Below are 14634 nucleotides of genomic sequence, written 5' to 3' on the forward strand. Positions count from 1 at the left end.
TTAATTCTTCTCATCCCTTTCTAAGCGATAAAGAATGCGTTCTATATTTTCTACATGCGAGACAGATCAATGCTCACTATCGTTTTATCATCGGGACGTACTCGATCTTGTTTCTCTAATTCTTCTATTATAGATATATATGTTTGTATACCATTCGCTCTTATATATTGCACCGTTTGCTCAAGTGACCAATTCGGATGAAATATCCCATCTGAGCAAATAAAAATTTCCTTTATTTGTTCTACCAATATCTCTCCCTTTTGAATCCATTGCATCGCTTCTGGCATTCCATTGGCTACGGAATAACCATTTGGCATATTTGCTAAATAACGATTATATTTTAGCTGTTCTCGAATATTTTGGAACACATGCTCATCCGGTACTGATAAGCCTTTCTTCCGATCATCTTCGCGCTTTCTTTTTGCACGTGCACGAATTCCTTTTACTGTATCCTTCGTTAATACTTTCACTGTTTCATCATGAAATGTAACAGCAATCATACAATCGCCGAGCTGTGCATATTGAACGCTTGTTTCTCCTATTCGTACTACAGCAATACATGTACACCAAAGATGATCTTTTTTTAATGTATCGACCTTATATCGCTTCATTTCTTGTTGCAACGCCTCATTCGCTTCTATCATTTCCTTTTCTAGCGATATGATCTCTTTTTGTGCTTTAAAATGATTGGCAAATAAATTTGATGCTAAATACGCCCCATTATGTCCGTTTTCATCTTGAAATGCAACAAGTGGTGTTGCCCCATCACATACACCATACATCTTTACATCCTCATTACAAAAAAAAGTATCTTCACATTCTCTTTTCAAAGGGCTTTTCTTCTGCCACGTTTTGATTCTCATAACTTATCCCTCCTTTACTATTAAATAATTTATTTTTTCAAATTAGTCTAATTTACCAAAATAAACTGTTTTCCCTTAAAACTTCCTCTTTCGTATATAATTTTGAAATAATATGATTTTTTAGTGAAGGACGGGAAAAAGATGGTCAGATTTCTTGGAGTTATTATCGGTTCTATTATTATTGCAATTGCCTTTAATCTTTTCCTTATCCCACACAAAATTTTAAGTAGTGGAATTGGTGGAATTGCTATTATCTTAGGAATTGTAACACCTGTAAATACAGGTATTATTAATTTTGTCTTAAACGTACCCATTCTCATTTTAGGATACATAGGCCTTGGAAAAAAAGTTATTTTTAATACAATTGTTTCTGTAATTGTATTATCTGTTTCTTTATATTATGTTCCAGTGCAAATTGTCGCAAAAGATCCTCTTCTCTCTTCCATATTTGGAGGCGTCATTGCTGGAGCAGGTGCCGGTCTCGTTTTTAATTGTCAAGGCTCAACTGGCGGCTTCGATATTATCGGAATGTTACTATCTCGTAAAAAAGATATTAACCTTGGTGGGTTTCTTATTTTCTTAAATGGAATTGTTATTATCATTGCGGGATTTTTCTTTGACTGGGATGTAGCATTAACAAGTTTACTTTCCATCTATGTAACGGGTAAAGTAATTGATGCGACTTATACGAAACATCGTAAAGTTACACTTATGATTGTAACAAATCAAGCTGAAGAAATGAAACAAAAACTTCTTTCCACTGTTGTACGTGGCATTACACTTCTTGATGGTGAAGGTGCCTATTCTAGTGAGAAAAAACGTGTACTGATGACAGTCGTTTCAAAAGAAGAACTCGCCAGTATGAAACTAGCTATCTCCGAAATCGATCCTAAAGCATTTGTGAATATTACGGAAACAGTAGAAGTGCTAGGATTGTTTAGAAAAGCTTAAAAAGCTAGGTGCAGCACCTAGCTTTTTATTCTATTCCCCATGCATTCAATTCTATTGCCAAATGGATCAAAAAGATAAAAGCGAATTACATCCGGACGAGCATCATCATCAATGACTTGAATTCCTTGTTCTATTAACCTTTCTTTCAATTCGTCAATTCGTTGAACAAAAAAAGCTGGATGTGCTTTTTTTGCCGGCAAAAACGCTTCTTCAACTCCGATATGAATCTCTTGATCCCCGCACCGAAACCAGCACCCGCCACGCTTTTTTAATTCTTTCGGTTTCGGTATCTCTTCTAATCCCAGCATCTTTCCATAAAATTCTCTTGCTTCCCTTTCACACCCTGTAGGCGCGGCAACTTGTACGTGGTCAATCCCTTGAATATAATCCATCATTCCCCTTCCCCCTCCTTTACATGTTTATTGTACTGCACTGCGCTAAGAAAGTAACTTATTTCATTGTTATACAACTCGATAGCATTTATTTATCGATATTTTCATATAATTCTGGATAAAAATAAAAAATACACACTGTTCTGTAACCTTGTTTTATATAGAAATACATATTATTTTTCATATATGATATATTATAAGTTATTGAATCTGTCTTACATGATTGTTGCACGGAGGAAAAGTTATGATTCGTAAAAAGTTCTTATCTATTTATAAAAAGCGTCACTCCATGAAACCGCGACGTTTTCGTAATACTATAAAACAACATTCCTTGACAGAAATGTACGCATCCCTTTTTCAGCATAATCCCGATGGTATTATTTCTTTCAATTTGCAAGGAACTATATTACATATTAACCCATCTGCGGAAAAAATATTAGGATATGCCTCACGTGAATTAGAGCAAACTGTGATTACTGCTATTGTTGAAAAACATATTTCCGATCACGTATTGCGATATATTAAAAACACGACGTCTGATAATCAAACAGAATATAGAATTTCTATTTATCATAAGAACGGTTCTAAAATAGATGTTATCACAAAATTAGTCCCAATTTTTATTCACAGGCAACTGACTGGCGTATATGCAATTATCAAACCACTTGAAAAATCTGAGAGAATTGCACAAATATTAAAAGAGAGCGAAAAACGTCTGCGAACGTTAATGAATGCAATGCCTGCTTTTGTTATTTTTAAAGATCATGAAGGGCGCTGGATGGAAGCAAATGATTATGCACTTTCTTGTTTTGACTTCCACGATGTTCCTTATCATGGAAAAAAAGATAGTGAACTGATTCAATATAATGAGGCATATCGAGAAGCTTTTCTACATTGTGAAGAAATCGATGAAATCGCTTGGCAAAAGCAAGAAATTATTCACGGAGAGGAATTTATTATACATAAAGGTACTTCTAATCTAATTCTAAGCCTTTCTAAAGTTCCTCTTTTCCATTCCGATGGTTCTAGAAAAGGACTCATTGTTATGGGAAGAGATGTAACAGAGTTAAAGGAGACTGAAAAGCTATTAAGAAAGTCTGAAAAATTAGCAGTAGTCGGACAACTGACAGCTGGAATTGCTCATGAAATTAGAAATCCACTTACATCATTGAAAGGATTTTTAACTTTATTAAAACCAGAAATCTCCGAACAAAACAAATGGTATATAGATGTAATGTTAAGTGAAATTTCACAAATGGAATCTATTACAAGTCAATTTATGGCTATGTCTAAACCACAAGTGTTATCAATTGATTCCCATCAAATCCAAACACTAATTGAAGAAGTTGTTACATTTATTTTACCTACCGCAATTATGCATCGTGTCCATATTATTATGGATCATACTGCAGCCGTACCTGAAATTCAATGTGACGGTAACCAATTAAAACAAGTTTTTATTAATATTTTAAAAAACGCCATTGAAGCAATGCCAGATGGAGGAAATATTTTCATTCAAACTGAAGCATGGAGCAGTGAATTCATTTGTATTCGAATAATCGATGAAGGATGCGGCATTCCAGAAAATCGTATTTCTCGTCTCGGGGAACCTTTTTATAGTTTAAAAGAAAAAGGGACTGGCCTTGGATTGATGATATGTTACAAAATAATCGAAGAACACCAAGGGAAATTACAAATTTTAAGTGAAGTTAATAATGGAACGACTGTTGAAATATATTTACCTACTTCGACATCTACAAAATAATATTGCCATCAAAAAAGGTAAATGAAAAAACCATTTACCTTTTTTGATGAATCTATTTCTTTCAAACTACTACAATCTCTACTCTGTCGCTTGTTCCAAAACTGTTTCCATCTCATGAAACTCTCGATGTACAGATTTTGAAGGTTCTTTTGTTAAAATGCTAACAATAACAACAGCTAATAAACTAAAAGTAAAACCTGGTACCATTTCATACAGCATTTCTTTTAAAAACGGAATCTGTACCCATGTAATGACTGTAACGGCACCAACAAGCATACCCGCAAGTACACCCCATTTTGTCGTTCGTTTCCAATACAGACTAAGTAAAATAGCTGGTCCAAACGCTGAACCAAATCCTGCCCATGCATAACCAACAAGAGTTAAAATCGTATCACTTGGATGATACGCTAAAGCAACGGCGATCATTGCGACGACTAAAACAGCAAGCCTTCCGATACATACCAGTTCTTTGTCTGATGCGTTTCGACGGAAAAATGTTTTATAGAAATCTTCCGTTACCGCACTAGAGATAACAAGTAATTGTGAGGAAATACTACTCATAATAGAAGCTAAAATAGCTGATAGCAAGAAGCCTGTAATATACGGGTGGAATAAAATATTCGAGAATGCTACAAAGACCATCTCTGGATCTGCTAATGTGCTATCACTTTGAGAGTAGTAAGCAATACCAACGAGTCCTGTGAGCATCGCACCGAGTATAGAAATACTCATCCAACCGATACCAATTCTTCGCGAAGTTTTTAAATCTTGAATAGAGGTAATTGCCATAAAGCGGACAATAATATGAGGTTGACCAAAATATCCAAGTCCCCAAGCTAAAAATGAAATAATCCCTAGTATCGTAGTTCCTTTAAATAGATCCAGACGAGCTGGGTCAACAGCCCTGATTCCATTGAACGTTTCTGCTACCCCACCCATATCTGTGAAAGCAACAATTGGAACTAAAACAAGAGCTATAAACATAATGCATCCTTGGACAAAGTCCGTCCAACTAACTGCTAAAAACCCACCAAATAGTGTATATGCAACAACAACACCAACTGTTACAAATAAACCAATTTTATAATCTAAATTAAAAGAACTTTCAAATAGTCGGCCACCTGAAACTAAACCAGCTGACGCATAAAATGTAAAAAAGACTAAAATAACAATAGCGGAGACAAAACGAAGTATTTTTGTACGATCTTGAAATCGATTTTCTAAAAAGTCTGGTATAGTAATAGAATCATTTGCTACTTCCGTATACGTACGTAAGCGCGGTGCTAATAATAAATAGTTCGCATATGCACCAAGCAAGAGACCAATAGCGATCCACATACTGGACAACCCTGTTGCATACATTGCACCAGGCAATCCCATTAGCATCCAACCACTCATATCAGAGGCACCAGCCGATAAGGCCGTAACTGCTGGACCGAGTCCACGTCCCCCCAACATGTAATCTGATAAATCGGACGTCTTTTTATAAGACCAATATCCGATATACAACATACCTGCCATATAAATAGCAAGCGAAATAATAATTTCAACCTTCACCAAATCTCTCCTTTTTCGTTTCCATAAGCCACTTAACATTTCGAAAAATGACTTTTTCTATTTTGTTTTCGCTTATGGTTTCCTACCTTAACAAAGATTTTTCATTCCTTCAAGTGAAAATGATGTTTTCCGATGTTACAAAAAACGCGATAAACGCTTTTATCCCAGTAGATTACCCGGCTTTTCAAAAAAAATAAAGTAAAAATATTCAGAAAAATAAACAAACCTTTTCAGAACATGTTTCAAGTGAAATTTCTATTAACAAATCATTAAGCGAAACCAATCAAATTTTTACAGACGACTATTATCTTCTTCGTTTCTCTCCGAATCTTGAAATAAGAAGCTTTTTCATAAGAAAAAGAGAACACGTAAAGCATTCTCTTTTTATCCTTATTCGTACTCGTATAGCAAACTACTTTTTCATATCATCTTCCGCTCCACTTTTCCAAATTGGAAACTTATACGCTAACTTGCTTACTCATCATTTCCCTTGCTAGTAAAAAGTTCATAATAACTTGAGCAGCTATCCGGCTCGTCATATCACGAAAATCTAACGTTGGATCAATCTCTACAATATCCATACCTTGGACAAGTGGTTCTTGACCAAGGTATGTGATCGCATCAAGCAATGTCATACTATCCATTCCGCCCGGTCCAATTGCTGGACAACCTGGTGCAAATGCTTGATCTAATACATCCATATCGACAGAAACATAAATAGCTGTAACCCCTTGTCTACGCAAAATTTCGACACTCTCTGTAATTATATCTTTTATAGATCGCTCACGTACATGTTTCATTGTGTATATCGTTATATCATTCTCTTTTGCATACTCATGGTACGTACGAGCATTGGAAAAATTACGTATCCCGATTTGTACGAGTTGCTTTCCTACAATCACATCATGCTCTAGCAAACTACGAAATGGCGTTCCATTCGATGGTCCCCCATCTTCTAAATTACGTAAATCATGATGCGCATCAAATTGAATAATGCCAACTTTCCCTTTACTACTTGCAAAACCACTTATACTCGGAAAGCTGATAGAATGATCACCGCCAAGAACGATTGGTACCATTTGCGGATTTACTTTTGTCAAATACTGAAGCGTCTTCGCAATACGAGCATGACTTTCTTTTATATTTGTTACATGCATCGTAATATCACCGCAGTCATATAAGATACTTTCTTTCATGTCATATTCTTCAGTAATCGCGTATGTGCTATATGCATCTAACATCGTACGAATCGTTTTTGGTGCAAAGCATGCCCCAGAATGGCTAATAGACGGCTTAGAAAGAGACGCACCGATTAACGCCGCGCCAAATATTTCTTCCCCATCCCATCCTTTTATCATATCACTCCATTTTGTTACTTCACGATCGATAAACTTTGCATTTTTCTTTAAATAGTGGCTTTGCTCCACGCTTTGTCACCTCTTGTATATGCAAGATTTCCATTCTTCCATACTGTATTTACATGACTCACTCCGTAATGATATGGTACATACGCATAATGATGTGCGTCCCATAAAACTACGTCTGCCTTACGCCCAACGCGAATTTTACCTGCGACATCACCGCGATTAATCGCATACGCTGAATTGACTGTTACAGCATTCCAAACTTCTTCCGGTGTCATTTTCAGTTTCAGCATCGCAATGCTCATAACTAGCTGAATGTTTTCAGTTGGACAGCTACCTGGATTAAAATCTGTCGCTAATGCAACAGCTACACCTTCGTCAATCATTTTACGCCCGCGTGCAAAGCTTTCTTTATTTAAATAGAAAGTCGTTCCTGGAAGGAGCGTAGCAACTGTATTAGAATTTGCAAGCATTTCAATTCCTTTATCGGATGCACCTACTAAATGATCAGCTGATGCAGCCCCAATCTCTGCCGCCGCTTCTGCACCACCAAGCGGATCAATTTCATCTGCATGGATTTTCACATCAAACCCAAGTTCTTTCGCTTTTAATAAAAACTCTTTCGACTCTTCAACAGAGAATACACCTGTTTCACAGAAAATATCAACGAATTCAGCCAATTCTTTTTCTTTTATCGCTGGTAATAAATCTAGCATCCATTGTAAAAACTCTTTTGACTTGCCTTTATACTCTTTCGGAACTGCATGTGCTCCTAAAAATGTCGAAACTAAATCAATTGGATGCTCTTTTTGAAGCTGCGCTGCTACTTCTAATTGCTTCCACTCTGTTTCATCATCCAAACCGTAGCCACTCTTCGCTTCCGCCGTTGTCACACCAAATGATAGCATGCGGTCTAAATGAAATTTCGCCTTCTTTACAAGTTCTTCTTTTGATGCTTTCTTCGTTGCATTTACAGTTGAAAGAATGCCGCCGCCTTGCTCTAAAATTTCTAAATACGGTACTCCTTGCAATTTAAGAGCAATTTCATTTTCACGAGATCCACCAAATACAAGGTGTGTATGAGGATCAACTAAGCCTGGAGAAACAATTTTCCCTTCGCAATTAATGACTTCTCGTGCTTGTAACCCTTTTGCTTCTTCCGCTGTGCCAACGAACGTAATCACACCATCTTTTATCCCAACTGCACCATTTTCGATAACTGGAAGCGTCTTCATTGCTTCCTGTCTTAATACGCCATCTTCTTGATCCATTGTTAATAATTGCTCGATATTCGTTAGTAAAATGTCCAGCATGTTGTTTCCTCCTTATTTCATCATTGGAATGTTAACGCCTTTTTCCTTCGCTGTTTGAACTGCTAAGTCATATCCTGCATCCACGTGGCGAACAACACCCATTCCAGGATCGGAAGTTAAGACGCGTTCAATTCGTTTTGCTGCTGCTTCTGTTCCATCTGCAACAATAACCATTCCAGCGTGAAGCGAGTATCCCATACCAACTCCACCGCCGTGATGAACAGATACCCAGCTTGCACCGTTCACACTATTGATTAATGCATTCAAAATTGGCCAGTCTGCCACTGCATCACTACCATCTTTCATTCCTTCTGTTTCACGGTTTGGCGACGCTACAGATCCACAATCTAGATGGTCACGACCAATCACGATTGGTGCTGATAATTCTCCGCTTGCAACCATTTCATTGATGATGCGTCCGAATTTTGCACGTTCCCCATAGCCAAGCCAACAAATACGAGATGGTAATCCTTGAAATTCAACTTGCTGACGTGCCATATGAATCCAATTACATAAATGCTCGTTATGAGCAAACTCGCGTAAAATTACTTCATCTGTTTTATAAATATCTTCTGGATCACCAGAAAGTGCGACCCAGCGGAATGGACCTTTTCCTTCACAGAATAACGGACGGATAAACGCTGGAACGAATCCTGGGAAGTCAAATGCATGTTCTAATCCTTCATCGAATGCAACTTGACGAATATTATTGCCATAATCAAACGCAATAGCACCTTTTTCTTGCATCGCAAGCATTGCTTCTACATGTTTTTTCATGCTTTCTTTTGATAATTGTACGTAACGCTCTGGATCTTCTGCACGAAGTTTGCTAGCTTCTTCTAACGAATATCCAGCTGGAACATATCCATTTAACGGGTCATGTGCAGATGTTTGATCCGTTACTAAATCTGGCGTAATACCGCGACTGACTAACTCAGGCAAAATTTCCGCAGCATTTCCTAATAGTCCGATTGAAATAGGTTCTTTCTTTTCTTTATATTCTGTCGCAACAGCTAGTGCTTCTTCTAACGATTCTGTATACATATCGCAATATCTTTTTTCAATACGGCGATCGATGCTACGTTTATCTACATCAATTGCAATGACTACGCCGCCATTCATCGTAACAGCAAGAGGTTGCGCTCCCCCCATACCGCCTAAACCAGCAGTAAGCGTTAATGTCCCTTTTAATGAACCACCAAAATGTTGACGCGCTGCTTCCCCAAATGTTTCATATGTTCCTTGTAAAATCCCTTGTGTACCGATATAAATCCAGCTACCTGCTGTCATTTGTCCGTACATCATAAGACCTTTTTGTTCTAACTCACGAAAGTGCTCCCAATTCGCCCACTTCGGTACTAAATTGGAGTTAGCCAAAAGAACACGTGGTGCATCTTCATGTGATTTAAAAATGGCAACCGGTTTCCCTGATTGAACAAGTAATGTTTCATCACTTTCTAATGTTTTTAATGAATCAACAATCGCATGATAGCTCTCCCAGTTACGAGTAGCACGACCAATGCCGCCATAAACAACTAACTCTTCTGGCTTTTCTGCTACTTCTGGGTCTAAGTTATTCATCAGCATACGAAGTGCAGCTTCTTGAATCCAGCCCTTTGTTTGCAATTCTGTTCCTCTTGGCGCACGAATTGTTTGTTTTACGTTTTCCATATTCAATCTCTCCCTTTTCCTTTTTATAATGTTGTCTTTACATTTAATCGTTCTAATGTGAACTGACTTGTTTTCAACCAATGCGCAATATTTTCAATGTCTGTTGAAAATATACGATCATTTGTAATAGAAGGTACTTGCTGTCGTCCTTGATAATAAAATGCTTTTGTTGCAGAACTCATCTCTTCTATACCTCGATACTCCGCTGCTTGCATTGCACAAATCATTTCAATCGCAAGTACACGTCTTACATTTTGAATAATTTGATGCGCATGACGTGAAGCGATTGTTCCCATACTTACATGATCTTCTTGGTTTGCTGATGACGGAATGGAGTCAACACTTGCTGGGTGCGCTAATGTTTTATTTTCTGATACAAGTGAAGCAGCTGCATATTGCATAATCATTGCACCAGACTGAAGACCTGGCTTAGGACTTAAAAATGGCGGTAAATCATTTAACTGCGGGTTCACAAGACGCTCAATGCGGCGCTCTGAAATATTCGCAATTTCTGCCATCCCTACTTTTAGAAAATCCATTGCAAAGGCAATTGGTTGACCGTGGAAATTCCCGCCTGAAATCACTTTTTCTCCTCCATCAAAAATAAGGGGATTATCGGTTGCTGCGTTCATTTCAATTTCTAATTTTTCTTTTACATAATGTAATACTTGCCAAGAAGCACCATGAACTTGAGGGATGCAGCGTAATGAATAGGCATCTTGTACGCGCAGTTCTCCCTGTTTTGTTACAAGCTTGCTATCTTGAAGAATGTTACGAATACGCTGCGCTACTTCTATCTGTTCTTTATACCCTCGCGCTTTATGAACATTTTCATCAAATGCATCAATAATGCCGCGCAAGCCTTCAATTGTCATAGATGCAATTAGTTCTGACTGATAAGCAAGTGTTTCCGCTTCCATATAAGAAAGAATTCCTTGGGCTGTCATCGCTTGTGTACCATTAATTAATGCAAGACCTTCTTTCGCCTCTAATTCAATTGGTTCCAGACCTTCTTCAGTAAGAGCTACCATCGCATGAACGCGCTTTCCTTTATAAAACACTTCCCCTTCTCCTAATAAAACAAGAGCAAGATGCGATAATGGTGCTAAATCACCACTTGCACCTAGTGAACCTTGCTGCGGAATAACGGGATGAATATTCCGATTCACAAACTCTAATAACATGTTCACAACAAGTGGACGAACACCAGATACTCCTTTTAACATCGTATTAGCACGTAAAATTAACATACCTCGCGATACTTCTTCTGGAAATGGGTCACCCACGCCACAAGCATGCGATTGAATTAAATTATGTTGAAGTTCTTTCACATCATCTTTTTGAATAAGCACATCGCTAAACTTACCAAATCCAGTTGTAATACCATAAACAACTTTTCCATCTTCTACAATTTTTTCAACAGCTTCACGGCACTCCGCTACTTTTTGCATGCTATCAGGGCAAGCTGTTACCCCTTCTCCCTCAAATAGCAATCGCTTCATTTCTTCGACTGTCAATGAATGTCCTGTTAACGTAACCATTATTGTTTCCCTCCTAAAAAGCAAAAGGGGGCCTTACCTTTTCAAGACAGACTTCTGTCCTAAAAAGCAAGGCCCCCTTTTCACTAATAAACTATGGGCAAATCATATGTGATTAATTCCTAAACCAATCGCCTCATGCTCAGATCCTTTTACAGGCGCACCTATCGTTCCGTAAAGTGCAACAGCCACCCATTCGCCTTCTTTTTTCCTATCGTATGGTGTACCGCGCACGATTGCAAACCGAAGACCTACTGTACGAAGAACGTCTGCTAACTGAATTTGACCTCTCGTTACCCCATACAACGCTTCCATAATTGCATGATAAAGTGCATGAGTTTCCCTATAAACATCCGTTTCAATCACTTGGTTGCTTTTAGCCGCTGTTTCCATTGCTGCAACAACTTTTTGCGAGTTCATAGATCCAACTTTTCCAGTACAATATTTCCATCCTTGTGGAATCGATAATACTGAGCTTTCACCCTCATCCGCAAGTGCAAGCAACATCGCCATACGACCAATTCGATGTGTTCCTTGAAGAAGCATGTGACTCTCTCATTTCTTAATAATTATTTGAATATTTCTTAATTTAAGAATATATGAAAACGGTTTAATCGTCAATAGTTTAAACAAACTTTCTGGAAAGTCCGTCATATTTACACATACAAATCATTTACAGAAAACCCCTGCATATGTTACAGTCTCTTTAACTAATACTCATAAAAACATGATGCGACTTTCGTAAAAGGAATTGTATTTTTTTAATAAACAAAATTTTACAAACTATCAACAAAATACTTCGAGCCTTGTTTCCTATTTCTATCTCGCTTATAATAAAGATAGAGACGATTATGGGCGCCTTTTATGTAAGCTTGGAAAACCAAGCTTACATTATTTTTTGCTTTCCCTTTTATTTGAAACGGGGTATACTAGATCGGAACATACGTTCTTAACGATTACATATAGTAAGGAGATAGAACAAATGGTATATGATACAAAAGTAATTTCTTGGAATGAATCTTTAAAACAATTACAACGTCGCTACACAAATCAACCGGTAGATCGAAAACAGTTTGAAGAGGTTGAACTGATGGAGTTTTTCCGCGACAATGACTACATTTCCCTCCCTACACATATTAGCGGCTTATCAACAGAACGTTTTACTTCTTACTCTATTTTCACAACTGAAGATAAAGATCGTAAAGTAGGCACACTTATCATTGAATATTTAGAAGACGATTATCATATATTACGCATTGAACAACTATACTTTGTTTAATTCAGAACGCTTGGTCAAAATTGACCAAGCGTTCTTGCTTTCTAATAAACTCACTGCTTATAATACTAGTAAAAGCTATCATAAAGGAGGTATATACTTGCTGGAAGGATGGTTTAGTTGGTTTATTGTTGCTTGGACTGTCATTTTATTAGGGCTCATGTCTATCGGTGGATATTTTATGTTCCGAAAATTCTTAAAAAGACTCCCGAAAGAAGATGGTATGTCTATTTTAGATTGGGAAGCATATTACATTGAACAAACGAGACATTTATGGGACGAGGAACAAAAACAACTGTTAGAAGAACTTGTCAGCCCAGTTCCTGAACTTTTCCGAGATGTGGCACGTTCTAAAATAGCTGGGAAAATTGGCGAATTAGCATTAGAAGCAAAGACATCAAAAATAACTGAAGATTTAATTATTAAAGGGTATATTATTGCGACACCAAAGAGAGATCATAAATTTTTAATTAAAAAATTACAAGAAAAAGAAATTGATTATTCTTCTTATCAATCTCTTTTAGCAAAATAAAAAACCTCAAGTTCTCCTGAGGTTTTTTACGTTAATTTCATATCTTTTTCATTATAAAATCCATCTTCTTTTTCCATCTCTTTTTGTAACTTCGTAAAGGAGCGATACATTGCAATTCTCCATGATACAATCATTGCGAAAGCAAGTAAGAAGAACATACCACTCAGTTGGCCTAAGTCAAGCGATTGACTTAAATATGTTTTAAAAACAATCCGTATAACAAGTAGACCAATTAAAATAAATACGAATGCTTTGGAACGTTTTAAGTAAATGTCTTGTCCTCGCACTTCAAACTTGGAAGTTTTAATTAGAAAAATGGAGAAAAACAATCCAACACCAATTGCTTCTAACATTTCTGCTGGTGTTAGTCGAAATTCCGGAAAAATGTACATGAGCGCCCCTGTACTCATAAAAAACGGTGGAAGAATAATTTTTTTTAATGTTGCTGGTTTCTTCGCTGCTTTTAGACGAATAAACATCGCACCAACGGCCATACATACCGCAACAATACTTGATAAAACAACTATGTTCATACGTTCTCATCCTTTTTTTTGGCAATATAAAAAATATAGTTTCATTATATGCTTTTCTATTAGTATTTCCAACAATTTCACGGAATCATACTAAAAGCCTGTGAAACCGCCAAATAAACTTGAGAAATACACAATGATTTTTGTCATCCAATTAAAGTATAAAACAACCCCCATGACAATCATAATGTAACCGCCGACCTTTACAAACGTTCCACTATGGCGCTTTATCCAAGACATTTTTGTAATAAAGAATGACAGGACAAAAAATGGAATAGCAAACCCAAGTATGTATGCAATCATATATAACATTGCAGACTCTGGATTTGTCGTAGCAAGCCCGATAACCGCTACTAAAATAGGGCCTGTACACGGAGTCCACCCAGCAGCAAATGCTAATCCAATTAAAATAGAACCGATATAGCCACTCGGTCTACTTTTGAATGTAAATTTTCGGTCTTGCATTAAAAATTTTGGTTGAAATACTCCTACAATGATTAGACCAAACACAATAATAAAAATTGCTCCTAATTGTCGGATCAAGTCTTTATAATCTTGGAAAAATGAACCAATAAAACTTGTACTGAAACCAATAGCAATAAATACAAGTGAAAATCCAAGTAAGAAAAATGCTGTATGAAGCATACTTCTTTTACGAAGCATCGCATTTTCTTCTTTTAAATCAGAAACAGACATTCCTGTTATGTAAGATAAAAACGCTGGGTACAGCGGTAAGCAACAAGGGGAAATAAATGATAAAAATCCCGCACCAAACGCTAAGAAAATATTAATATCTTGCATCGTTTCACTCCTCTCTTCTTCAATATTGTAGCAAAAATCAGCAAAAATACTATGAACAATTGATGAATTCATACTTTCCAA

Annotated in this window: 14 protein-coding genes; 4 read left to right on the top strand and 10 right to left on the bottom strand. The window is 36.9% G+C overall.

Going from position 1 to position 14634, the window contains the following annotated elements; genetic code table 11:
- Positions 1–50: 50 nt before the first annotated feature.
- Positions 51–863 (bottom strand): protein phosphatase 2C domain-containing protein, encoded by an 813-nt coding sequence (locus MR058_RS07845; protein WP_242143440.1) that lies wholly within the window; start codon positions 861–863, stop codon positions 51–53.
- Between the two features lie 141 nt (positions 864–1004).
- On the opposite strand from MR058_RS07845, the gene MR058_RS07850 reads away from it, so the two are divergent.
- A complete protein-coding gene (locus tag MR058_RS07850; protein WP_012094747.1) occupies positions 1005–1814 on the top strand; it encodes a YitT family protein in 810 nt (269 codons plus the stop codon).
- A 17-nt stretch (positions 1815–1831) separates the two neighbouring features.
- Here the strand turns inward: MR058_RS07850 and MR058_RS07855 are convergent, their stop codons facing one another.
- Positions 1832–2209, bottom strand: a complete 378-nt coding sequence (locus MR058_RS07855) for a VOC family protein (protein ID WP_242143441.1) — start codon at positions 2207–2209, stop codon at positions 1832–1834.
- Positions 2210–2450: 241 nt separating this feature from the next.
- On the opposite strand from MR058_RS07855, the gene MR058_RS07860 reads away from it, so the two are divergent.
- Positions 2451–3971, top strand: a complete 1521-nt coding sequence (locus MR058_RS07860; RefSeq protein WP_242143442.1) for a BA3702 family sensor histidine kinase — start codon at positions 2451–2453, stop codon at positions 3969–3971.
- A 78-nt stretch (positions 3972–4049) separates the two neighbouring features.
- On the opposite strand, the gene putP is transcribed toward MR058_RS07860, so the two are convergent.
- From putP to hutP, 6 genes are all read right to left on the bottom strand, one after another.
- Positions 4050–5528 (bottom strand): sodium/proline symporter PutP, encoded by a 1479-nt coding sequence (gene putP / locus MR058_RS07865; protein ID WP_242143443.1) that lies wholly within the window; start codon positions 5526–5528, stop codon positions 4050–4052.
- Between the two features lie 458 nt (positions 5529–5986).
- Positions 5987–6955, bottom strand: a complete 969-nt coding sequence (gene hutG / locus MR058_RS07870; RefSeq protein ID WP_242143444.1) for a formimidoylglutamase — start codon at positions 6953–6955, stop codon at positions 5987–5989.
- Positions 6934–8205: an imidazolonepropionase gene (hutI, locus tag MR058_RS07875; RefSeq protein WP_242143445.1), complete on the bottom strand. Its 1272-nt coding sequence runs from the start codon at positions 8203–8205 to the stop codon at positions 6934–6936. The genes hutG and hutI overlap by 22 nt, the downstream gene beginning before the upstream one ends.
- Before the next feature lie 12 nt (positions 8206–8217).
- A complete protein-coding gene (gene hutU / locus MR058_RS07880) occupies positions 8218–9876 on the bottom strand; it encodes a urocanate hydratase (protein WP_242143446.1) in 1659 nt (552 codons plus the stop codon).
- 23 nt (positions 9877–9899) lie between these two features.
- Complete coding sequence (gene hutH / locus MR058_RS07885) at positions 9900–11417, bottom strand: histidine ammonia-lyase (protein ID WP_242143447.1); 1518 nt, start codon at positions 11415–11417, stop codon at positions 9900–9902.
- A gap of 102 nt (positions 11418–11519) precedes the next feature.
- A complete protein-coding gene (gene hutP, locus MR058_RS07890) occupies positions 11520–11960 on the bottom strand; it encodes a hut operon transcriptional regulator HutP (protein WP_242143448.1) in 441 nt (146 codons plus the stop codon).
- A gap of 436 nt (positions 11961–12396) precedes the next feature.
- Between hutP and MR058_RS07895 the strand changes: the two genes are divergently transcribed.
- Together MR058_RS07895 and MR058_RS07900 are read left to right on the top strand one after the other, a co-directional pair.
- Positions 12397–12693, top strand: a complete 297-nt coding sequence (locus tag MR058_RS07895) for a hypothetical protein (protein ID WP_242143449.1) — start codon at positions 12397–12399, stop codon at positions 12691–12693.
- Positions 12694–12790: 97 nt separating this feature from the next.
- Positions 12791–13222: a DUF2621 domain-containing protein gene (locus MR058_RS07900; RefSeq protein ID WP_242143450.1), complete on the top strand. Its 432-nt coding sequence runs from the start codon at positions 12791–12793 to the stop codon at positions 13220–13222.
- 26 nt (positions 13223–13248) lie between these two features.
- Here MR058_RS07900 and MR058_RS07905 read toward each other — a convergent pair whose 3' ends face one another.
- Both MR058_RS07905 and MR058_RS07910 read right to left on the bottom strand, forming a co-directional pair.
- Positions 13249–13755, bottom strand: coding sequence for a CcdC family protein (locus tag MR058_RS07905; protein ID WP_242143451.1), 507 nt, complete (start codon positions 13753–13755; stop codon positions 13249–13251).
- A 90-nt stretch (positions 13756–13845) separates the two neighbouring features.
- The gene (locus tag MR058_RS07910) at positions 13846–14553 is read right to left on the bottom strand and encodes a cytochrome c biogenesis CcdA family protein (RefSeq protein ID WP_242143512.1); all 708 of its coding nucleotides are present in this window, start codon (positions 14551–14553) and stop codon (positions 13846–13848) included.
- Positions 14554–14634 lie beyond the last annotated feature (81 nt).

The organism is Bacillus cereus group sp. BfR-BA-01430 (genome assembly GCF_022663115.1).
Taxonomy (GTDB): domain Bacteria; phylum Bacillota; class Bacilli; order Bacillales; family Bacillaceae_G; genus Bacillus_A; species Bacillus_A cereus_BD.